Annotated in this window: 23 protein-coding genes; 17 read left to right on the top strand and 6 right to left on the bottom strand. The window is 70.2% G+C overall.

Annotated features, from left to right (window positions below):
• Nucleotides 1-2: 2 nt before the first annotated feature.
• Nucleotides 3-680: a uracil-DNA glycosylase gene (locus MCHLDSM_RS11180; protein WP_048418111.1), complete on the top strand. Its 678-nt coding sequence runs from the start codon at nucleotides 3-5 to the stop codon at nucleotides 678-680.
• 16 nt (nucleotides 681-696) lie between these two features.
• Here MCHLDSM_RS11180 and rpmB read toward each other — a convergent pair whose 3' ends face one another.
• Complete coding sequence (rpmB, locus tag MCHLDSM_RS11175) at nucleotides 697-891, bottom strand: 50S ribosomal protein L28 (RefSeq protein WP_043407506.1); 195 nt, start codon at nucleotides 889-891, stop codon at nucleotides 697-699.
• A 213-nt stretch (nucleotides 892-1104) separates the two neighbouring features.
• Between rpmB and MCHLDSM_RS11170 the strand changes: the two genes are divergently transcribed.
• The 3 genes from MCHLDSM_RS11170 to MCHLDSM_RS11160 are packed head-to-tail and all read left to right on the top strand — an operon-like array spanning nucleotide 1105 to nucleotide 5673.
• Nucleotides 1105-2739: a fatty acid kinase ATP-binding subunit FakA gene (locus tag MCHLDSM_RS11170; RefSeq protein WP_048470100.1), complete on the top strand. Its 1635-nt coding sequence runs from the start codon at nucleotides 1105-1107 to the stop codon at nucleotides 2737-2739.
• Between the two features lies 1 nt (nucleotide 2740).
• A complete protein-coding gene (recG, locus tag MCHLDSM_RS11165; protein WP_048470099.1) occupies nucleotides 2741-4969 on the top strand; it encodes an ATP-dependent DNA helicase RecG in 2229 nt (742 codons plus the stop codon).
• Nucleotides 4966-5673, top strand: a complete 708-nt coding sequence (locus MCHLDSM_RS11160; RefSeq protein ID WP_048470098.1) for an HNH endonuclease family protein — start codon at nucleotides 4966-4968, stop codon at nucleotides 5671-5673. The genes recG and MCHLDSM_RS11160 overlap by 4 nt, the downstream gene beginning before the upstream one ends.
• A gap of 2 nt (nucleotides 5674-5675) precedes the next feature.
• Here MCHLDSM_RS11160 and MCHLDSM_RS34985 read toward each other — a convergent pair whose 3' ends face one another.
• The 5 genes from MCHLDSM_RS34985 to MCHLDSM_RS11140 form a co-directional block, all read right to left on the bottom strand.
• Nucleotides 5676-5960, bottom strand: a complete 285-nt coding sequence (locus MCHLDSM_RS34985; protein WP_082168841.1) for a hypothetical protein — start codon at nucleotides 5958-5960, stop codon at nucleotides 5676-5678.
• Nucleotides 5961-6036: 76 nt separating this feature from the next.
• Entirely contained in the window at nucleotides 6037-6861 is an 825-nt protein-coding gene (locus tag MCHLDSM_RS39220; RefSeq protein ID WP_327083151.1) for a PepSY-associated TM helix domain-containing protein, read from the bottom strand.
• 67 nt (nucleotides 6862-6928) lie between these two features.
• Nucleotides 6929-7434, bottom strand: a 506-nt coding sequence (locus MCHLDSM_RS39215; RefSeq protein ID WP_234713949.1) for a PepSY-associated TM helix domain-containing protein, incomplete at its 3' end; no start/stop codon positions are given.
• Nucleotides 7435-7552: 118 nt separating this feature from the next.
• The gene (locus tag MCHLDSM_RS11145; protein WP_048470096.1) at nucleotides 7553-8077 is read right to left on the bottom strand and encodes a hypothetical protein; all 525 of its coding nucleotides are present in this window, start codon (nucleotides 8075-8077) and stop codon (nucleotides 7553-7555) included.
• An 18-nt stretch (nucleotides 8078-8095) separates the two neighbouring features.
• Nucleotides 8096-8935 carry an aldo/keto reductase gene (locus MCHLDSM_RS11140; RefSeq protein WP_048470095.1) on the bottom strand — a complete coding sequence of 280 codons (840 nt, stop codon included), beginning with the start codon at nucleotides 8933-8935 and terminating at the stop codon, nucleotides 8096-8098.
• A 163-nt stretch (nucleotides 8936-9098) separates the two neighbouring features.
• Here MCHLDSM_RS11140 and MCHLDSM_RS11135 point away from each other — a divergent pair, with 163 nt between their 5' ends.
• The 13 genes from MCHLDSM_RS11135 to MCHLDSM_RS11075 all read left to right on the top strand — a co-directional run bounded on the left by MCHLDSM_RS11135 (nucleotide 9099) and on the right by MCHLDSM_RS11075 (nucleotide 20607).
• Complete coding sequence (locus tag MCHLDSM_RS11135) at nucleotides 9099-10211, top strand: alpha/beta hydrolase (RefSeq protein WP_048470094.1); 1113 nt, start codon at nucleotides 9099-9101, stop codon at nucleotides 10209-10211.
• 33 nt (nucleotides 10212-10244) lie between these two features.
• On the top strand, nucleotides 10245-11012 hold the full coding sequence (locus MCHLDSM_RS11130) for a DsbA family protein (protein WP_048470093.1): 768 nt from the start codon (nucleotides 10245-10247) through the stop codon (nucleotides 11010-11012).
• Nucleotides 11009-11644 carry a vitamin K epoxide reductase family protein gene (locus MCHLDSM_RS11125; RefSeq protein ID WP_048470092.1) on the top strand — a complete coding sequence of 212 codons (636 nt, stop codon included), beginning with the start codon at nucleotides 11009-11011 and terminating at the stop codon, nucleotides 11642-11644. The genes MCHLDSM_RS11130 and MCHLDSM_RS11125 overlap by 4 nt, the downstream gene beginning before the upstream one ends.
• A gap of 28 nt (nucleotides 11645-11672) precedes the next feature.
• Nucleotides 11673-15077, top strand: coding sequence for a pyruvate carboxylase (locus tag MCHLDSM_RS11120; protein WP_048470091.1), 3405 nt, complete (start codon nucleotides 11673-11675; stop codon nucleotides 15075-15077).
• Nucleotides 15074-15628 (top strand): 16S rRNA (guanine(966)-N(2))-methyltransferase RsmD, encoded by a 555-nt coding sequence (gene rsmD, locus MCHLDSM_RS11115; protein WP_082168840.1) that lies wholly within the window; start codon nucleotides 15074-15076, stop codon nucleotides 15626-15628. The genes MCHLDSM_RS11120 and rsmD overlap by 4 nt, the downstream gene beginning before the upstream one ends.
• 39 nt (nucleotides 15629-15667) lie before the next feature.
• On the top strand, nucleotides 15668-16144 hold the full coding sequence (coaD, locus tag MCHLDSM_RS11110) for a pantetheine-phosphate adenylyltransferase (protein WP_048470089.1): 477 nt from the start codon (nucleotides 15668-15670) through the stop codon (nucleotides 16142-16144).
• 85 nt (nucleotides 16145-16229) lie between these two features.
• Nucleotides 16230-16796 carry a hemerythrin domain-containing protein gene (locus MCHLDSM_RS11105; protein ID WP_048470088.1) on the top strand — a complete coding sequence of 189 codons (567 nt, stop codon included), beginning with the start codon at nucleotides 16230-16232 and terminating at the stop codon, nucleotides 16794-16796.
• A gap of 101 nt (nucleotides 16797-16897) precedes the next feature.
• The gene (sepIVA, locus tag MCHLDSM_RS11100; protein ID WP_048418125.1) at nucleotides 16898-17635 is read left to right on the top strand and encodes a cell division protein SepIVA; all 738 of its coding nucleotides are present in this window, start codon (nucleotides 16898-16900) and stop codon (nucleotides 17633-17635) included.
• A 59-nt stretch (nucleotides 17636-17694) separates the two neighbouring features.
• Nucleotides 17695-18285, top strand: coding sequence for a YceD family protein (locus tag MCHLDSM_RS11095; RefSeq protein WP_048470087.1), 591 nt, complete (start codon nucleotides 17695-17697; stop codon nucleotides 18283-18285).
• Nucleotides 18282-18983, top strand: a complete 702-nt coding sequence (rnc, locus tag MCHLDSM_RS11090) for a ribonuclease III (RefSeq protein WP_048470086.1) — start codon at nucleotides 18282-18284, stop codon at nucleotides 18981-18983. Before MCHLDSM_RS11095 ends, rnc begins: the two co-directional genes overlap by 4 nt.
• A complete protein-coding gene (gene mutM / locus MCHLDSM_RS11085) occupies nucleotides 18976-19827 on the top strand; it encodes a bifunctional DNA-formamidopyrimidine glycosylase/DNA-(apurinic or apyrimidinic site) lyase (protein ID WP_048470085.1) in 852 nt (283 codons plus the stop codon). Before rnc ends, mutM begins: the two co-directional genes overlap by 8 nt.
• Nucleotides 19828-19922: 95 nt before the next feature.
• On the top strand, nucleotides 19923-20339 hold the full coding sequence (locus MCHLDSM_RS11080) for an OsmC family protein (protein WP_048470084.1): 417 nt from the start codon (nucleotides 19923-19925) through the stop codon (nucleotides 20337-20339).
• On the top strand, nucleotides 20323-20607 hold the full coding sequence (locus MCHLDSM_RS11075; protein ID WP_048418130.1) for an acylphosphatase: 285 nt from the start codon (nucleotides 20323-20325) through the stop codon (nucleotides 20605-20607). Before MCHLDSM_RS11080 ends, MCHLDSM_RS11075 begins: the two co-directional genes overlap by 17 nt.
• Nucleotides 20608-20613 lie beyond the last annotated feature (6 nt).

The raw sequence follows: 20613 nt of genomic DNA, 5'->3' as shown, positions 1-20613 counted from the left end.
TCGTGACGGCACGCGCTCTCAAGGAACTGGTCGACGAATCGTGGGCGGTCGCGCTCGCCCCCGTGGAGGAACAGGTCGCGAAGATGGGGGAGTTCCTGCGTGCCGAGCTGGCCGCCGGGCACCGGTATCTGCCGACCGGTGCGCACGTGTTGCGCGCGTTCACGTTCCCCCTCGACGCGGTGCGGGTGCTGATCGTCGGCCAGGACCCCTACCCGACGCCCGGGCATGCGGTGGGCCTGAGTTTCTCGGTGGGCGCCGATGTCCGCCCGCTGCCGCGCAGCCTGGCGAACATCTACACCGAATATCAGCAGGACCTCGGCTATCCGGCCCCCGCCAACGGCGACCTCACCCCGTGGTCGGAACAGGGCGTGATGCTGTTGAACAGAGTGCTGACCGTGCGCCCGGGGACACCGGCGTCGCATCGGGGCAAGGGCTGGGAGGCGGTCACCGAGTGCGCGATCCGGGCCCTGGTGGAGCGGCGCCAACCGCTGGTGGCCGTGCTGTGGGGACGCGACGCCGCGACACTGAAGCCGATGCTCGGCGACACGGCGATCATCGAATCGGCGCACCCGTCGCCGCTGTCCGCATCGCGGGGGTTCTTCGGATCACGGCCGTTCAGCCGCGCCAACGAACTGCTCGTGCAGAGGGGAGCAGAGCCGGTGGACTGGCGGCTGCCCTAGCGTCGCGGAACGGCGATCAGCCGCGGGAGACCTTGCCTGCCTTGAGGCAGGAGGTGCACACGTTCACGCGCTGCTTGTTGCCGCCCGGGCGGGCGACCGCACGCACGGACTGGATGTTCGGGTTCCACCGGCGGCTGGTCCGGCGATGGGAGTGCGACACCGACTTGCCGAAGCCGGGGCCTTTCCCGCAGATATCGCACACGGCAGCCATAGTGAGAACTCCTCGTAAGTCAGTGCTTGGGGGCCAACGACCGGACGGGTGACCCGACAACCCGACCAGAATACCGGGCGGCCCCGGGAACGCCAAAACGGTTCCGCCAGGTTATCAACAGCCCTGACCACGTCGTCTTTCGGTGGTGTCCGGCCCAGTGGCTAGGCTGACGCCGACGGCGAAGCGGCGCGGTGAGGGCATGCGGAGGTGAGGATGTCAGCTCGGCGGCTCGATGCGTCGGCGCTGCGGCGCTGGGCCCATGCGGCGGTATCGGAGCTGATCAGGCACACCGACGAGATCAACGCGCTGAACGTCTTCCCCGTCGCCGACGCCGACACGGGCACCAACATGCTCTTCACGATGCGGGCGGCCTGGGCGCAGGCGGATTCCCGCGCCGACCTCGACGACGTCACCGCGGTGGCGGCTGCGCTGGCCGACGGCGCGCTGCGGGGGGCGCGCGGGAACTCCGGGGTGATCCTGTCGCAGATCCTGCGCGCGCTCGCGGATGTGACGGCGGCCGCCGCCGAGGACCGGGTGATCGCCGACATCGACGGCGCGCTGTTGGCCGCGGCGCTGCGCCACGCGGTCACGTTGGTGGTCACATCGATGGGTGAGGCCGTCCCCGGAACCATCACCTCGGTTCTGCAGGCCGCCGCCGCGGCGGCCGAGGACGCGGCTGCCGAGCAGGCCGACCTCACCGAGGTGGTCGCGCTCAGCGCGCAGGGCGCGCTGGCGGCGCTGGACCGCACCCCCAGCCAACTCGAGGTGCTCGCCGACGCCGGGGTGGTCGACGCCGGTGGCCGCGGTCTGCTGGTGCTGCTCGATGCGCTGACCACCACGCTGGCGGGGCACGCCCCGGTTCGGCCCCGCTACCGGCCTGAACCCGCCGACTCCGCGACGCCGGCGGCGCCGCCGCCGGGGGCCCCGCAGTTCGAGGTGATGTATCTGCTCAGCGGCTGTGACGCCGACGGCGTGGACAGGCTCCGCGCCCGCCTCGACGACCTCGGCGAGTCCGTCGCGATCGCGGCGTCCGGCGCCGGGGACTCGGACCGGTACTCGGTGCACGTCCATGTCGACGACGCCGGCGCCGCGGTCGAGGCCGCGCTCGAGGTCGGCACCCCCAGCCGCATCCAGATCACGTCGCTGAGCAGCGGGGCCGACCGGCATCCGGCCGGTGGGTGGGTGCGCGAACGTGCGGTGCTGGCCGTCGTGGACGGCGACGGCGCCGAGAACCTGTTCACCGGCGAGGGGGCACAGGTCCTGCGGGCCGGGCCCGGTCTGCCGGTCAGTGCCCATCAGCTGCTGCATGCGCTGGTCAACACGGGCGCCGAGCAGGTCATGGTGCTGCCGAACGGCTACGTCGCCGCCGAGGAGTTGCTCGCCGGCTGGGCGGTCGCCTCGGACTGGGGCATCAACATGGTGCCGGTGCCGGCCGGGTCGATGGTGCAGGGCCTCGCGGCGCTCGCGGTGCACGACCCCGCGCACCGGGTGGTCGACGACGGCTACACGATGGCCCGCGCGGCCGCGGCCGCGCGCTACGGGTCGGTGCGGGTGGCCGCCGAGGAAGCGCTGACGTGGGCGGGCACCTGCAAGCCCGGCGACGGTCTCGGCATCGCCGGGGACGAGGTCGTCATCGTCGCCGACGACGTGGTCACCGCCGGCGCCGGACTGATCGACCTGCTCCTGGCGGCCGGTGGTGAATTGGTGACGGTGCTGACCGGTCGGGGTGTCGGAACGGCGGTCGCCGAGGCCCTCCTCGACCATGTGCGGCGGACGCATCCGGGTACCGAGATGGTGACCTTCGACACCGGCCACCACGGCGACGCCCTGCTGATCGGGGTGGAGTGACGTGGCGTCGCTGAACGACCGCCTGGATTTCGTGATCGGCAGCAAGTCCGCCGTGAAGCTGGAGGAGAACCTCGGCATCACCACGGTCGGGGAGCTGCTGCGGTACTACCCCCGCAAGTACAGCGACTCGATGAGCGTGCGGGGGGAGGGGGAGGACCTCGACCTCGAGGAAGGCGAACACGTCACGTTCGTCGACGTCATCACCAAGGCCGAGGCCAGATGGACCAACCGCCAACCGCGGCGGGAGTACCTGGTGGTCACGCTGGGGCACCGGCGGCCCAAGGTGACCGCCACGTTCTTCAACGCCAAGTACCTGAAGAAGACGCTCGTCGAGGGCGCGAAGGTGATGCTGTCGGGCGAGGTCGGCTACTTCCGGGACGTCATGCAGTTGACGCACCCGGCGTTCATGGTGCTGACCTCCGACGGCAAGAGCGTCGGGACGAAATCGCTGACGGCGATCGCCGATTCGACCGGCGCCACCGGTGACGAGCTGCTGGCCGAGTTCGAGAAGGACTACTTCCCGATCTATCCCGCCACCTCGAAGGTGCAGACCTGGGAGATCTACGCGTGCATCCGGCAGATGCTGGCGGTGCTCGACCCTGTCGCCGAGCCGTTGCCGACATCGTTTGTGCGCGAACAGGATCTGCTGTCCGAGGACGCCGCGCTGCGCTCGGTCCACGTGTCCGAACACGAGCGCGACCGGGCCCGGGCCATCGAACGGCTCACCTACGACGAGGCGATCGGCCTGCAGTGGGGGTTGGTGGTCCGCAGGCACACCCAACTCAGCGGTACCGGCCCGGTCGCCGCGCGGCGCGATGACGGACTGAGGGCGGCGATGACGGCCCAGCTGCCGTTCGCGCTGACCCAGGGCCAGCACGAGGTGCTCGAGGTGATCTCGGGTGAGATCGCCGCCACCCGCCCGATGAACCGCATGCTGCAGGGCGAGGTCGGGTCCGGGAAAACGGTGGTGTCGCTGCTGGCGATGCTGCAGATGATCGACGCCGGATACCAGTGCGCGTTGCTCGCGCCCACCGAAGTCCTTGCCGCCCAACACGCCCAGTCGATCCGCGCCATGATGGGTCCGTTGGCGATGGCGGGTCAGCTCGGCGGCGGGGAGCACGCCACCAGGGTGGCGCTGCTGACCGGCTCGATGTCGGCGCAGCAGAAGCGCGACGTGCGCCGCGAGGTGGCCTCAGGCGAGGCGGGGATCGTGATCGGCACGCACGCGCTGCTGCAGGACGCCGTGGAGTTCGACCGGCTCGGCATGGTGGTCGTCGACGAGCAGCACCGGTTCGGCGTCGAGCAGCGGGATCGCCTGCGCGGCAAGGCTCCTGAGGGCATCACGCCCCATCTTCTGGTGATGACCGCGACGCCGATTCCCCGGACGGTGGCCCTGGCCGTCTACGGCGATCTCGAGATCTCCACCCTGCGGGAACTGCCCCGCGGCCGCCAGCCCATCACCACGAACACGATCTTCGTCACCGACAAGCCGGCCTGGCTCGACCGGGCGTGGGCGCGGATCGCCGAGGAGGTGCGGGCCGGGCGGCAGGCCTACGTCGTCGCCTCCCGCATCGACGAGGACGACAAGCCCGCCAAGGGAAAGAAGGACAAACAGCAGGCCGGGCCGCCACCGGTCACGGTCGTCGAGATGTACCAGCGGCTGCAGCACGGTCCGCTGGCAGGCGTGCGGCTGGGGCTCATGCACGGCCGGCTCTCGGGCGACGAGAAGGACGCCGTGATGGCGGCGTTCCGGGCCGGGGAGATCGACGTGCTGGTCTGCACGACGGTGATCGAGGTCGGCGTCGACGTACCCAACGCCACCGTGATGGTGGTGATGGACGCCGACCGCTTCGGCATCAGTCAGCTGCATCAGCTGCGGGGCCGGATCGGGCGTGGGCAGCACCCGAGTCTGTGCCTGCTGGCCACGCGGCTGCCGGAGAACTCCAAGGCCGGACAGCGGCTCACGGCAGTGGCCGGCACGCTGGACGGTTTCGCGCTCGCCGACCTCGATCTACGTGAACGCAGCGAGGGAGATGTGTTGGGGCAGAACCAATCCGGTCGCCCGATCACCCTGAGGTTTCTGTCGCTGGCCGAACACGCCGACATCATCTACGCGGCCAGGGAGCTCTGCGAAGCGGTCTACGCGTCGGACCCCTCGGATCCGGGCATGCTGGCGCTCTCGGCGCCGTTCACCGCCGATGACCGCGTGCAGTATCTGGACAAGTCGTGACCCGCAGGCAGCAGCTGTGGCTGATGATCGCCGCGGTGCTGGCGATCGTGGTGGCGGTCCAGGTCACGTCGTCGGCGCAGGGCCCGTCGCGTTTCATCGCCCAGGCCGACATCCCCACGGTCGCACCCGGAGTCGACGTGCTCGCCGGCGTCGCCGAGATCCCGGCGCGCGTCCGCAGCCACGACTACCGCCGCGACGCGTTCGGCGAGTCCTGGACCGACGACACCACCGCGCCCGGCGGCCACAACGGGTGCGACACCCGTAACGACATCCTCAACCGCGACCTCGCGGACAAGACCTACGTGGCGATCAAGCGGTGCCCCGTCGCCGTGGCCACCGGCACCCTGCTCGACCCGTACACCAGCGAGGTGGTGCCGTTCACGCGCGGCAACCAGATCGGCGCGGCGGTGCAGATCGACCATCTCGTGCCGCTGGCGCTGGCGTGGGATCTGGGCGCGCGCACCTGGAACGACGAGCTGCGCACCCGGTTCGCCAACGATCCGGCCAATCTGCTCGCCGTCGACGGACAGGCCAACCAGGACAAGGGCGACAAGGAGCCGGCGCTGTGGATGCCGCCCAACGCGGCGTTCCACTGTCAGTACGCGATGCAGTACATCGCCGTGCTGCGGGGTTACGGCCTCCCGGTCGACGCGCCGTCGGTGCCGGTGCTGCGCGAGGCCGCCGACACCTGCCCGCGGGGCTGAGGCTACGAGCCCTGCATCATGCCGGGTCCCATCATGCCGGGCCCCATTCCGCCCCGGTTGAACTGGCCGGGTCCGGTCACCGACGGATCCCACGGGCCGTTGGTGGTCGAGCCGCCCATCCCCGGGGACCAGTCGCACTCGCCCGAATTCCACGAGAACGGTCCCCAGCAGCCGGGATCCCACGGCTGCTGGGCGGTGAAGGTCTGCGGCGCCGAGACGGGCAGCAGCGCTGCGCCGACCGCCGTCGCCGCGGCCGCCAACGCGGTGATGAGTACACGCTTGGACATGGTGGACACCTCTCGCCGAGGACAGCGTGCATCCATTGCACCGCGTCGGCTCCGCCCGCGCTAGAGGCTTTCGCCCTTACGCCGCACGGCTAGTTCTCGCCACCGCGGCAACGATGACGTCGACGATGACGAAGGCCGCCAGCGTCCATCCGAGCAGCGGCAGGAACCAGCCCACGGCCACCGCGGTGACGCCGACAGCGGCGATCGCCACCGGAGGGAGCGCTCTGATGCCTCCCCGCGCCGGTGGTCGGCCGACCGCCCAGTTCGATCCCCGCGTCGGCCTGCGCTGCCACCACATCCGGTATCCGCGCACGATGACCGTCACCAGTCCGATCGCGACAGCGAGCAGCGCGAGTTGGTTGAGCAGACCGAACAGGAATCCCATGTGCGCGCGGATGCCCCAGTCGGCCAGCTTCGCGATCACCGAGTAGTCGCGCCAGTAGTCGACGGCGCTCGTCACCGTCAGATCCGTCGGGTTCACCGCGGCGGCGTTCGTGGTCCAACGGAACGGCTCGTCGATCTCGGTGACGCTCGCCGTCGCACCGGGTTCGGCGGGTGCGGTGATCTCGACGGGCATCCGCACGCCGTGCCGTGCTGCGGCGTCGAGCACACCGTCGTAGTCGAGAGCGGCCGGGTCGGTCACCGCCCCCTCGGCTCCGTGATGCCCGGCGTGGGACTGCGCCGGTGCGGTGACCAGTTGCGGCCGTTGCCAATTCAAGGCCGACCGGATCTCGGTGGCGTGCGCACCGGCGTACGTCGACCACGTGATGCCCGTCGCCGAGAGGAACAGCAACCCGGCCAGCAGCCAGATACCGCTGGCGCCATGCCAATTCATCGTGCGGGAACGTCCCGACCCGCTGCGGTCCACGGTGAGGATCCGGGCCGTGCGGCCGCGGCGCAATGGCGCAACTTCGCCACCGGGTTCGCGTTGATCGAGCCGCAGCTGACCGGCATCAAGGCTGCCGTCNTCGCTGTAGATCCGGCCCGGCTCACCGAGATTGAGGTGCCGGTGCAGCCCGTCGAGCCAGGTGCTCAGCGGGAGGTAGCCCAACCACGTCACCTCCTCCCCGAGGACGTCGCCGGTGCGGGGATCGACGAACACGGTGCGGGACCGGTCTTCTTCCAGCGCCGGGTCGTGAAACGAGACGCGGGTGGTGTCGCCGGGCGCGGCGGCCGGCCGGACGGTCGTCACCGCAAGATCCGGGCGGACGGTGCGGGCGCGCGCGACCTGATCGCCCAACGGCAACGCAGGTCCGTGCGGCTCGACGGACAGGATGTCGCGGTAGACGACCCGCTCCAAGCTCGGCGCCAGGGCGTACAGGCCACCGGTGACGGCAGCCACGAGCAGGAACGGCGCGACGAGCACGCCCGCGTAGAAGTGCAGACGGACCACGAACGGGCGCCATCGTCGGCGCGTGGGCGATGTCGGTGGGGCGGGGGACAGGGGTTCGACGGTGTCGTCGGACAGGGTCATGGAAAGCCTTCGTGTCAGCGGAGAAAGAGGGTTCGCCGGCGCGGCACGGAGCGCGCGCAGCGGCACACGACGACCCCAGCGCAGGCGCTGCGGGTCGATCAGGGGAGAAAAAGAAGTGCTAGGCCACCGCAGGCGGGGCGCGCATGCCCAGACCGAAGCTCAGAACCGGTTGGCGCACCGCCACATCGGGGCGGGGCCGGATGACCGGGGACGACGCCCGAGGCGCGCGCAGCGTGAACAGCCGCAGCCAGCAGAGCACCGACACACAGACGGCGTAGAGGTATTCGACGGACGTGATCGCCGCACCGAGAAGCGCAGCGGCGCCGAGGTGCGCGGCGGGCATGAACCAGGACGGGCCGGCCGCGCTGTGGTGTTGGTGGGCGCCGACCATCAGGGTCACGTGTCCGGCGAGTTGCGCTCCGGCCAGCGCCGCGGCGATGGCGGTGTACCCGGTGAGACCGTCGCACCGCACGCGCGCGACGAGCGCGCCGGCGGTGACGCACATCAGCAGCGCGACGATCAGAGCCGGGCCGCGGGGAACGCCGCCGCCGGCCGCGATGTGCGCTCCGGTCGTCATCGCCGCCGAGGACACCCCGACCAGGGCGCCGCGCACCGAACGAGCGCGCGTCCGCGGCGTGTCCACGCCACGCACCTTAACCGGCTAGCTCCCGGTGTAGGTGTCCGGATCGGGACGGAACCGGGTGCCGTCGTCGAGGCCGTTCAACGAGCTCATCTGGTCGTCGCTGAGCTCGAAACCGAAGACGTCGAAGTTGGCGACGATCCGCTCGGGTGACGACGAGCGCGGAATGACCACGTTGCCCAGCTGCAGGCTCCAGCGGATCAGCACCTGTGCCGGCGTCCGGCTGTGCGCCTCGGCGACGGCGGTCACGGCCGGGTGGTCGAGCAGGTTGCCCACCCCCAGCGGGCCGTAGGCCTCGGTGGCGATGCCGTGTTCGGCGTTGACGGCGCGCAACTCCGCCTGGTTGAGCCGCGGGTGCAGTTCGATCTGGTTCACCGCGGGGGTGAAGAACGACAGGCTGATGATGTCGTCGAGGTGGTGGGCGTGGAAGTTGCAGACCCCGATCGATCGGGTGTCGCCGACCTCTTTGGCCTTCATCAGACCGCCCCAGCTGTCGATGTACTTGCCGCCCTCGCCGACCGGCCAGTGGATGAGGTACAGGTCGACGTAGTCGAGACCCAACCGCTGCAGGCTCGCCTTCAGGGCGTCTTGCGAGGACTGGAAGCCGAACTCCTCGGGCGAGAGCTTCGTGGTGACGAAGACGTCCTCGCGGGGCACACCCGACGTCGCGATCGCCCGACCGACCGCCGCCTCGTTGCCGTACGCCGCGGCGGTGTCGATGAGCCGGTAGCCCGCCTCGAGCGCGGCCAGCACGGCCTGCTCGGTCTCGGAATCCGACAACTCGCCCACACCGAGGCCGAGTGTCGGCATCGTGTTGTCGTCGTTGAGCGTGACGGTGGGGATTGCGGCCGCCGAAGTCATGACACCTTCTTTGCTGAAGTGGATGCTCGTTCACCGGGCACAGGCACGCGAGGCCGGTGCCGTCGGCTTCGATGACTATATTGCCGCAGGGAGACCGCGCCTAATCAGCGCCATGCCGCGTCGCCGGTCGCGGATCACGGCTCAGCCGAGAAAAGGAGCACCCATGACCTCCAGTGTGACCAGCGAGCGATCCGCCACCGCGGCTGCGCGTCCGGCCCGCCGCCGCGACGCCGTGGCGAACGCGGTGGCCGGTGTCACGCTGCGCGGGCTGCCCCGCATCCCGCAGCCGGTCAAGCGTGCGCTGCTCGGTGGCCGCTCGATCACCCTGGACGGCAACACCCTCGACACCACGCTGCATCTGATGCTCGCGGGTCAGCAGGCCCTCGGCCTCGACGGCCTGGTGGCCGACGACGACGTCGACGCCGCCCGCGCCCAGCTCGAACAGCTGGCGGCCAGCTTCCACCGGCGCATCCCGGTGCCCGAGGTGACCGACCTGACGGTGTCCGGCGCGGTCGGCCCGATCCGGGCCCGGCACTACCGCACGACCGAGCCGAACGCGCCGCTGCTGGTCTTCTATCACGGCGGCGGTCACGTGATCGGCAGCCTCGACACCCACGACGACCTGTGCCGTGAGATCTGTCGCTCGGGTGCGGTGCACGTGCTGTCCGTCGACTACCGGCTCGCCCCCGAGCACAAGGCGCCGGCGGGTGCCGACGACGCCTTCGCCGCCTATCTGTGGGCCCGGGACAATGCGGCCGCGCTCGGCGCCGACCCGCGGCGGGTGGCCGTCGGCGGGGACAGCGCCGGCGGCAATCTGTCGGCCGTGGTGTCGCTGCGGGCGCGCGCCGAGAACGTGCCGGCACCGGCGCTGCAGCTGCTGCTCTATCCCGTCACCGACCACGGCGCGTCGACGCGGTCGAGAACACTGTTCGCCAACGGCTTCTTCCTCACCCAGCGCGACATGGACTGGTTCACCGCCCGGTTCCTCGGCGACGCGCCGGTCGACGGCACCCACCCGGACGTGTCCCCGCTGCTGGCCGCCGACCACTCGGGTCTGGCCCCCGCATTGGTGGTCACCGCGGGCTTCGACCCGCTGCGCGACGAGGGCCGTCACTACGCCGACGCGCTGCGCGCGGCGGGCACCCCGGTCGACTACCGCGAGTACGGCTCGGTGGTGCACGGCTTCGCGAACTTCTTCCCGCTCGGGGGCGCCAGCGCCACCGCCACCGCGGATGTGATCTCGGCGATGCGGGCACATCTGAGCCGCGTTGGCTGAGGAGCATCGCGCGGCGCCGGTACTCTGTGTCCCGTGGCCACCAAACCCAAGAAGAACGCGCGGTACGACCTGAAGGCAGCCGACCGCAAGCGCAACCTGCTCGTGCAGATCGGTCTGACCTCGGTCGTGGTGATCTTCGCGGTCGCCTTGGTGCTCTACATCGTGATGTCGGCCGATGACCAGCCCACCGCGGGCGAGACCAAGTCCATCCGCGTCGCCTCCTCGAGTGTGATCAAGAAGGAAGGCACCGACGAGCCCAAGGCCGTCGTGTCGATGTACGAGGACTTCCTGTGCCCCCACTGCGGCGCCTTCGAGCAGCAGTTCGGGCCTACGATCAACAAGCTGGTCGACGCCGGCGTCATCGCCGCCGACTACTACATGGTCAGCATCCTGGACCGTCCGCAGAACCAGAACTACTCGTCGCGCGCCGGTGGCGCGGCCTACTGCGTGGCCGAGGAGTCCAACGACGCGTTCCGCAGATTCCACGCCGCGCTCTACGCCCAGCAGCCCAGCGAGACCGGAACCAGCTATCCGGACAACGCCCGGCTGGTGGAGGTGGCCCGGCAGGCCGGCGCCGCCGGGACCGTGCCCGAGTGCATCAACAAGGGCCGCTTCGTCGACATGGTGAAGGGGCTCGCCGGTGCCACCGGCATCAAGGCGACGCCCACCATCCGCATCAACGGCGAGGACTACCAATACAGCACCCCCGACGAGCTGGTCGCCAAGCTCCGCACGATCGTGGGTGACGTGCCGGGCCTCGAGGCCGCTCCGCCTGCTCCCGCGCCGGTGCCCGCGTCATGACCGTCACCGCGACCGGACCCGTCGAGCAGACCGATCCGTCGGCCGGCGAGCCGGGCGGTGTCGCGGTACCGCGCCGCAGTGCGTGGTGGGTTCTCATCGCCGGGGTCATCGGTCTCACCGCGGCGATGACGCTGACGATCGAGAAGATCGAGATCCTCATCAACCCCGACTACGTGCCCACCTGCAGCATCAACCCGGTGCTGTCCTGCGGCTCGGTGATGATCACCCCGCAGGCCTCGGTGTTCGGCTTCCCGAACCCGCTGATCGGCATCGTGTCCTTCGCCGTGGTCGTGGTCACCGGCGTGCTGGCCGTCGCCAAGGTGGCGCTGCCCCGCTGGTATTGGGCGGGGCTGGCGGTCGGCTCGCTGCTGGGCACGGTGTTCGTGCACTGGCTGATCTTCCAGAGCCTCTACCGCATCGGGGCGCTCTGCCCGTACTGCATGGTGGTGTGGAGCGTGACGGTCCCGCTACTGGTGGTCGCCACCTCGCTCGCGCTGCAGCCGCAGCGCAGCGGCAACGCCGTCGTCCGCGCGATCCACACCTGGCGCTGGTCGCTGGTGGCGCTGTGGTTCACCGCGGTCATCCTGTTGATCCTCGAGCGGTTCTGGAACTACTGGTCGACACTGATCTGATCGGCGTCGCGGCCGGTTAAGGTGAACCGTGGCCGGTCAGATTTCCAAAGTCCTCGTTGCCAACCGCGGTGAGATCGCCATCCGGGCGTTCCGCGCCGCGTACGAAATGGGCATCGCCACCGTCGCGGTGTACCCGCACGAGGACCGCAATTCGCTGCACCGGTTGAAGGCCGACGAGTCCTATCAGATCGGTGACGTGGGCCATCCCGTCCGGGCCTATCTGTCCGTCGACGAGATCATGCGGGTGGCGCTCGCGGCCGGCGCCGACGCCGTCTACCCCGGTTACGGCTTCCTTTCCGAGAACCCCGAACTCGCCGCGGCCTGCGCCGCGAACGGCATCACGTTCGTCGGGCCCAGCGCCGCGGTCCTGGAGCTGACCGGCAACAAGGCGCGCGCGATCGAGGCCGCCCGCGCCGCGGGCCTGCCGGTGCTGACCTCCTCGGCGCCGTCGGCGTCGGTCGACGAGCTGGTCGACGCCGCGCGGGACATGGAGTTCCCGCTGTTCGTCAAAGCCGTCTCCGGCGGAGGCGGGCGCGGCATGCGCCGGGTCACCGATCCTGCCGCGCTGGCCGAGGCGGTGGAAGCCGCCAGCCGGGAAGCGGAGTCGGCGTTCGGCGATCCGACCGTGTACCTCGAGCAGGCGGTGCTCAACCCGCGCCACATCGAGGTGCAGATCCTCGCCGACACCGACGGCCACGTCATGCACCTGTTCGAGAGGGACTGCAGCGTGCAGCGCCGCCACCAGAAGGTGATCGAGCTGGCGCCGGCGCCGAACATGCCCGCCGATCTGCGGCAGCGCATCTGCGACGACGCGGTCTCCTTCGCCCGCGAGATCGGCTACTCCTGCGCCGGTACCGTCGAATTCCTGCTCGACGAACGCGGCCATCACGTGTTCATCGAGTGCAACCCGCGCATCCAGGTCGAGCACACGGTCACCGAGGAGATCACCGATGTGGACCTGGTGGCCAGCCAGCTGCGCATCGCCTCGGGCGAGACGCTCGCCGACCTCGGGTTGAGCCAGGACATGCTCACCGCGCCAAGGGGTTTCGCACTGCAGTGCCGAATCACCACCGAGGATCCGGCCAACGGTTTCCGGCCCGACTCCGGCAGGATCACCGCCTATCGGTCACCGGGCGGGGCGGGCATCCGCCTCGACGGCGGCGCACATCTGGGCGCCGACATCGGTGCGCACTTCGACTCCATGCTCGTCAAATTGACCTGCCGCGGAAGGGATTTCGAGACCGCGGTAGCCCGGGCGCACCGGGCGCTGGCCGAGTTCCGGGTCCGCGGGGTGTCGACCAACATCCCGTTCCTGCAGGCGGTGATCGACGATCCCGACTTCCGCGCGGGGCGGGTCAACACCTCGTTCATCGACGACCGGCCCTATCTGCTGACCGCGCGGTCGCCCGCCGACCGCGGCACCAAGATCCTGAACTATCTCGCCGACGTGACGGTCAACCAACCGCACGGGCCCAGGACCTCGACGGTCTACCCGCACGACAAGCTGCCGCAGATCGACCTCGACACAATGCCGCCGCGCGGCAGCAAACACCTGCTCACCGAGGTCGGACCGGAGGCGTTCGCCCGGTGGATGCGCGAATCGAAATCGGTCGGCATCACCGATACCACGTTCCGCGACGCCCACCAGTCGCTGCTGGCCACCCGCATCCGCACCTCCGGGCTGTTGATGGTGGCGCCCTACATCGCGCGGCTGACCCCCCAGTTGCTCTCGATCGAATGCTGGGGTGGCGCGACCTACGATGTGGCACTGCGCTTCCTGAAAGAAGACCCGTGGGAACGGCTGGCCGCGCTGCGCGAGGCCGTGCCCAACATCTGCCTGCAGATGCTGCTGCGCGGTCGCAACACGGTGGGCTACACGCCCTACCCCGAATCGGTGACGCACGCCTTCGTCCAGGAGGCGACGGCGACCGGGATCGACATCTACCGGATCTTCGACGCGCTCAACAACGTCGACTCGATGCGGCCCGCGATCGACGCGGTGCGCGAAACCGGAACGGCCGTCGCCGAAGTCGCGATGAGCTACACCGGGGACCTGTCGGATCCGGGGGAGAACCTCTACACGCTCGACTATTACCTCAAGCTGGCCGAGCAGATCGTCGACGCCGGTGCTCACGTGCTCGCGATCAAGGACATGGCCGGGCTGCTGCGCCCGCAGGCCGCGGCGGCACTGGTCGGCGCGCTGCGCAGCCGGTTCGACCTGCCGGTGCACGTGCACACCCACGACACCCCGGGCGGGCAGCTGGCCACCTACCTGGCGGCCTGGCAGGCCGGGGCCAGCGCCGTCGACGGGGCGTCGGCACCCCTTGCGGGCACCACCAGCCAGCCGGCGTTGAGCTCCATCGTCGCGGCCACCGCGCACACCGAGTACGACAGCGGCCTGTCGCTGTCGGCGGTGTGCGATCTGGAGCCCTACTGGGAAGCGCTGCGAAAGGTGTACGCGCCCTTCGACGTTGCCAAATCCGGCCCCACCACGCCGACCGGGCGGGTGTACACCCACGAGATCCCCGGCGGACAGTTGTCGAACCTGCGTCAGCAGGCCATCGCTCTCGGGCTCGGGGACCGCTTCGAGGAGATCGAGGCCGCCTACGCCGGCGCCGACCGGATCCTCGGCCGGCTGGTCAAGGTGACCCCGTCGTCGAAGGTGGTCGGCGATCTCGCGCTGGCACTTGTGGGCGCCGGCATCACCGCCGACGAGTTCGCTGCCGAGCCGGACAAGTTCGACATCCCCGACTCGGTCATCGGGTTCCTGCGCGGTGAGCTGGGCGACCCGCCCGGCGGGTGGCCGGAACCGCTGCGCACCAAGGCGCTGGCCGGCCGCGCCCCGGCCAAGCCGCCGACCCCGCTCAGCGAGGACGACGAGCAGGCCCTCACGCAGGTCGGGCCCACCCGGCAGGCGACGTTGAACCGGCTGCTGTTCCCCGGCCCGACCAAGGAGTACGAGGCGCACCGCGAGGTGTACGGCGACACCTCCAGCCTGTCGGCCAACCAGTTCTTCTACGGATTGCGTCACGGCGACGAGCACCGGGTCACCCTCGAGCGGGGCGTGGAGTTGCTGATCGGGCTGGAGGCGATCTCGGATCCCGACGAGCGCGGGATGCGCACCGTCATGTGCATCATCAACGGCCAGCTGCGCCCGGTCGTGGTCCGCGACCGCAGCATCGCCAGCGACGTCCCCGTCGCCGAGAAGGCCGACCGGACGAATCCCGACCACATCGCGGCGCCGTTCGCCGGGGTGGTCACCGTCAACGTCGCCGAGGGCGACACCGTCGACGCCGGCCAGACGATCGCGACGATCGAGGCGATGAAGATGGAAGCCGCCATCACCGCGCCCAAGGCGGGCGCAGTGACCCGGGTGGCCGTGGCGGCGACCGCGCAGGTGGAGGGCGGGGACCTGCTGGTGGTGGTCCACTGAGCCGGATCATCGCCGGTGAGTTCGGGGGGCGCCGTCTCGCGGTGCCTCAGCGCGGCACCCGCCCGACCACCGACCGGGTCCGGGAGTCGTTGTTCAACCTGCTGACGGTGCGCCTCGACTTCGCCGGCATCGACGTCGTCGACCTCTATGCCGGATCCGGGGCGCTCGGTCTGGAGGCGCTGTCGCGGGGAGCACGGTCGGCGCTGTTCGTCGAATCCGATGCGCGGGCCGCCGCGGTGATCGACCGCAACATCGCCTCCCTGGGCGCGCGGGGAGCACGCGTGCGGCGCGCACCGGTGGCCACCGTCCTCGCCGGAGCGGCCGGCGCACCGGCGGACCTGGTGCTCGCCGACCCGCCGTATGCGGTCACCACCGGGGAGGTGACGGATCTCGTTGTCGCGCTGGCCGACCACGGCTGGGTGACCGGTGGATCGGTCGTCGTCGTCGAGCGGCCCACGTCCGTTCCGGAGATCGTCTGGCCCGACGGGTGGAGCGCGTGGAAGTCCCGGCGCTACGGCGACACCCGCGTCGAGCTCGCCCAACGTGCCTGACGTCTGCGGCACCGGTTGCCGCTGCTAGCGTCGACCCCCATGAGCGGAGCGGTGTGTCCGGGATCCTTCGATCCGGTGACGCTGGGGCACATCGACATCTTCGAACGCGCTGCCGCCCAGTTCGACGAGGTCGTCGTCGCGATTCTGGTCAACCCGGCCAAGAAGGGCATGTTCGATCTCGACGAGCGCATCGAGATGATCGTCGAGTCCACCGGTCATCTGCCGAACCTGCGCGTCGAGTCCGGCCAGGGCCTGGTCGTGGACTTCGTCAAGAGCCGCGGCCTGACCGCCATCGTGAAGGGTCTGCGCACCGGCACCGATTTCGAGTACGAGCTGCAGATGGCGCAGATGAACAAGCACATCGCCGGTGTCGACACCTTCTTCGTCGCCACCACCCCGCAGTATTCGTTCGTGTCGTCGTCGCTGGCCAAGGAGGTCGCCATGCTGGGCGGCGACGTCTCCGAGTTGCTGCCGGCCGCCGTCAACGCCCGGCTGCAGGCCAAGCTGCGCGGTTGAGCCGCCCGTCGGCGGGTAGGTAACACGCAGGCGCGACAGCCCCCGCGCCGCCCATCCACCCATCCGCCTGACGGAGGTACCCGCCGTGGTTGAGACATTCGTGCAATCGACCGACGACGTCATCGCGTTCCTGCGTGACCAGCACAATCTGATCAAGGACCTGTTCGAGGAGGTGCTGGGAGCCTCGGGGACCAAGGCCCGCGAGCAGGCGTTCGTCGAACTGCGCCAACTCCTCGCGGTGCACGAGACGGCCGAGGAGATGGTGGTGCACCCGCGGGCCCGCAACGACGGCGCCGCCGGCGACGACATCGTCGACGCGCGCCTGCGCGAGGAGCACGAGGCGAAGGTGCAGCTGACCAAGCTGGAGTCGATGGACGTCGGCTCCGACGCGTTCATCACCGAGCTGACCGCGTTCCGAGAGGCCGTACTCGAGCATGCCGAACGCGAGGAGACCGAGGAGTTCACCAAGCTCGAGCGCGATCTCGACGAGAGCGAGCTCAGGGGCCTCGCCGCCGCGGTGAGGGCGGCCGAGGCGATCGCCCCCACTCGGCCGCATCCCGGGGTCGAGTCGGCCAAGCTGAATTTCGCCGTCGGGCCGTTCGCCTCCATGCTGGACCGCGCCCGCGACGTCATCAGCGCCGCGCTGCGCTGACCCCACGGCACGCGAGCGCGACACACCGGCGCGGAAACTCAGTCACAGGCGTAACACCAGGCACACTGGTCACTAACAACTACGCCTGAAGGGGTGCCGCCGTGTACCGAGTTTTTGAAGCGCTCGACGAACTGGGCGCGATCGTCGAAGAAGCCCGCGGCGTGCCGATGACGGCCGGCTGCGTCGTTCCCCGCGGCGATGTCCTGGAGCTCATCGACGACATCAAGGACGCGATCCCCGGCGAGCTCGACGACGCCCAGGACGTGCTCGACGCGCGGGACACCCTGCTGCGCGAAGCCAAGGACCACGCCGAATCCACCGTGTCGACGGCCAACGCGGAGGCCGACTCGATGGTCAACCACGCCCGCGCCGAGGCCGACCGGCTGCTCGCCGATGCCAAGGCCCAGGCCGACCGCATGGTCGCCGAGGCCCGCCAGCACAGCGAACGCATGGTCGGCGAGGCCCGCGAAGAGGCGGCCCGCATCTCCGCGACCGCCAAGCGCGAGTACGAGGCCAGCACCGGACGCGCCAAGTCCGAGGCCGACCGGTTGCTCGAGAGCGGCAACCTCGCCTACGAGAAGGCCGTGCAGGAGGGCATCAAGGAGCAGCAGCGGCTGGTGTCGCAGACCGAGATCGTCGCGACCGCCACCGCCGAGGCCACCCGGATGATCGACTCGGCACACGCCGAGGCCGACCGGCTCCGCGGCGAGTGCGACATCTACGTCGACAGCAAACTCGCCGAGTTCGAGGACTTCCTCAACGGCACCATCCGCTCGGTCGGCCGCGGCCGTCACCAGCTGCGGACCGCCGCCGGCACCCACGACTACGCCGCCCGCTAGCGACCCGCGGCGGCACAGGCGGCGCACAGGTGCCGCCGGGTCCGCCGTACGATACGACCATGGCGACGCGCGTTAACGCCGCGGCGCGCCGGGGGTCACGATCGCCGCTGGTCATCGACATCTCCCGGCTCGGCCGGCGGCCCGGCTCGATGATCACCGTCGACGACACCGTGCCCAGTCCGGCGCGGATCGGGCTGGACTTGATTGCGGTGCCCGAGGGTGCGCCGATGCACCTCGAGCTCCGGCTGGAATCGGTGTCGGAAGGCGTGCTCGTCACGGGCAGCGTGTCGGCGCCCACCGAAGGCGAGTGCGCGCGGTGCCTGCGGCCGGTGACCGGTGACGTCGAGGTCGACCTGACCGAGCTGTTCGCCTACCCCGACAGCACGACCGAGGCGACGACCGACGAGGACGAGGTGCCCCGCGTCGGCCGCGACGGCGGCACCGACACCGTCGACCTGGAGCAGCCGATCATCGACGCCATCGGGCTGGCGCTGCCGTTCTCGCCGGTGTGCACCCCCGACTGCGCCGGACTGTGTCCCGAGTGCGGCGTCCGGATGGCCGACGCCGAGCCCGGACACCAGCACGAGCAGATCGATCCCCGGTGGGCCAAACTCGCGCAGCTCCGCGAGCAGCCCGGAGACGAGTCGTGACGGGCGACCGCCAGCCCCTCCTCGAGGCGCTCGGCATCGAGCTGCCCGCAGAACTGCTCACCATCGCGCTCACCCACCGCAGCTACTCGTACGAGAACGGCGGCCTGCCCACCAACGAACGCCTCGAATTCCTCGGGGACTCGGTGCTCGGGCTGACGATCACCGAGGAGCTCTACCACCGTCATCCGGAACGCTCCGAAGGCGACCTGGCGAAGCTGCGCGCGAGCATCGTCAACACCCAGGCGCTCGCCGATGTCGGGCGGCGGCTCTCGGACAAGGGCCTGGGCAGCTATCTGCTGCTGGGCAAGGGCGAGGAGAACTCCGGCGGCGCCGACAAGTCCAGCATCCTCGCCGACGGTGTCGAATCCCTGCTCGGCGCCATCTATCTCGAGCACGGCGCCGCGGCGGCGCGGGAGGTGATCCTCCGGCTGTTCGGCGAATTGCTGGACACCGCACCGACTCTCGGCGCCGGCCTGGACTGGAAGAGCAGCCTGCAGGAGCTGACGGCGTCGCGCGGGCTGGGCGCGCCGGTGTACAACGTGACCTCCACCGGGCCCGACCACGACAAGGAGTTCACCGCCACCGTGGTGATCGCCGAGCGCGAGTACGGCACCGGTGTGGGCAAGACGAAGAAGGAAGCCGAACTCAAGGCCGCAGCGGCGGCATGGAATTCCCTGACCGAAGAGCGGGATGCCTGAACTCCCCGAGGTCGAGGTCGTCCGGCGTGGGCTGCACCGGTACGTCGCGGGCCGGACCATCACCGCGGTGCGGGTGCACCACCCGCGCGCGGTGCGCCGCCACGAAGCCGGCCCGGCGGATCTGACCGCCCGGCTCCTCGACATGACGATCACCGGAACGGGCCGGCGCGGAAAATACCTGTGGCTCAAGCTGTCCGACGAGTCGGCCCTGGTGGTGCACCTCGGGATGAGCGGGCAGATGCTGCTCGGCCCGGTGCCGAACGAGAACCATCTGCGCATCGCCGCGCTGCTCGACGACGGCACCACGCTGAGCTTCGTCGACCAGAGGACGTTCGGCGGATGGATGATCACCGACACGGTCACGGTCGACGGCGACGAGGTGCCGGTGCCCGTCGCGCACATCGCCCGCGATCCGCTCGACCCGCACTTCGATCGCGACGGTGTGGTTGCGGTGTTGCGGCGCAAGCACTCCGAGATCAAACGCCAGCTGCTGGACCAGACGGTGGTGTCGGGCATCGGCAACATCTACGCCGACGAGGCGCTGTGGCGGGCCAAGGTCAACGGGGCCCGGCTGGCGTCGGGGCTGTCGAAGGCCAAGCTGGGTGAGCTGCTCGACGCCGCCGCCGCGGTGATGACCGACGCGCTGGGCCAGGGCGGCACGTCGTTCGACTCGCTGTATGTGAACGTCAACGGCGAGTCCGGCTACTTCGACCGGTCGCTGGACGCGTACGGCCGCGAGGGCCAACCGTGCCGGCGCTGCGGGGCGATCATGCGGCGGGACAAGTTCATGAACCGCTCCTCGTTCCACTGCCCGCACTGCCAGCCACGGCCCCGCGCGCGCTGAGGCCGGTCGGCCCTCGCGGAAGCGCATTCCCGGCTGTGGGGCGGGCGCGATCACAACCAGGAATGCGCTTCCGCGCGAGGTTGTAGAAATAGGGCATGACCGAACTCTGGGTGGAGCGCACAGGCGTGCGGCGCTACACGGGACGCAGCACGCGCGGCGCGGAAGTCCTCATCGGCTCCGAAGACGACGAGGGGGTGTTCACCCCGGGTGAGCTGATGAAGATCGCCCTGGCCGGGTGCAGCGGCCTGAGCAGTGATCAGCCGCTGCGCCGCCGCCTGGGCGACGACTACCGCGCCACGATCCGGGTCGCCGGGGCCGCCGACCGCGAGCAGGAGCGCTATCCGCTGCTCGAGGAGTCGCTCGAACTGGATCTGTCGGGCCTGTCGCCCGAGGAGCTCACCCGGCTGCGGACCGTGGTCGAGCGCGCCATCGACCAGGTGTGCACGGTGGGACGCACGTTGAAGAATGGTACTGAAGTGACATTTGAGGTGAAAGATGTTGGGGGAGAGTGACGTCCGACTCACCGCGTGGGTGCACGGCCATGTGCAGGGAGTGGGTTTCCGCTGGTGGACACGGTCGCGGGCGCTCGAGCTCGGGCTGACGGGCTTCGCGGCGAACAAACCGGACGGCCGCGTGCAGGTGGTCGCGCAGGGCCCCCGCGATGCCTGCGAAAAGCTGCTTGACCTGCTCGAAGGCGGGAAAACCCCGGGTCACGTCGACACGGTCGTCGCCGACTGGTCCGCCGCGGCCGACGCGCTCTCGGGCTTCACCGAGCGCTGAGCCTCC

This window comes from Mycolicibacterium chlorophenolicum (genome assembly GCF_001044235.1).
Classification (GTDB): domain Bacteria; phylum Actinomycetota; class Actinomycetes; order Mycobacteriales; family Mycobacteriaceae; genus Mycobacterium; species Mycobacterium chlorophenolicum.
Note: the sequence above shows the minus strand (reverse complement) of the source record. Positions and strands in the feature narration are given on the sequence as shown.

Coding starts and splice junctions, on each gene's coding strand:
- MCHLDSM_RS11125 (WP_048470092.1), top strand. CDS start 11,009: ATGACCGTCACCGCGACCGGACCCGTCGAGCAGACCGATCCGTCGGCC.
- rpmB (WP_043407506.1), bottom strand. CDS start 891: ATGGCTGCCGTGTGCGATATCTGCGGGAAAGGCCCCGGCTTCGGCAAG.
- MCHLDSM_RS11140 (WP_048470095.1), bottom strand. CDS start 8,935: ATGACTTCGGCGGCCGCAATCCCCACCGTCACGCTCAACGACGACAAC.
- MCHLDSM_RS11075 (WP_048418130.1), top strand. CDS start 20,323: ATGTTGGGGGAGAGTGACGTCCGACTCACCGCGTGGGTGCACGGCCAT.
- MCHLDSM_RS34985 (WP_082168841.1), bottom strand. CDS start 5,960: ATGTCCAAGCGTGTACTCATCACCGCGTTGGCGGCCGCGGCGACGGCG.
- MCHLDSM_RS11080 (WP_048470084.1), top strand. CDS start 19,923: ATGACCGAACTCTGGGTGGAGCGCACAGGCGTGCGGCGCTACACGGGA.
- MCHLDSM_RS11095 (WP_048470087.1), top strand. CDS start 17,695: ATGGCGACGCGCGTTAACGCCGCGGCGCGCCGGGGGTCACGATCGCCG.
- coaD (WP_048470089.1), top strand. CDS start 15,668: ATGAGCGGAGCGGTGTGTCCGGGATCCTTCGATCCGGTGACGCTGGGG.
- MCHLDSM_RS11170 (WP_048470100.1), top strand. CDS start 1,105: ATGTCAGCTCGGCGGCTCGATGCGTCGGCGCTGCGGCGCTGGGCCCAT.
- mutM (WP_048470085.1), top strand. CDS start 18,976: ATGCCTGAACTCCCCGAGGTCGAGGTCGTCCGGCGTGGGCTGCACCGG.
- MCHLDSM_RS11135 (WP_048470094.1), top strand. CDS start 9,099: ATGACCTCCAGTGTGACCAGCGAGCGATCCGCCACCGCGGCTGCGCGT.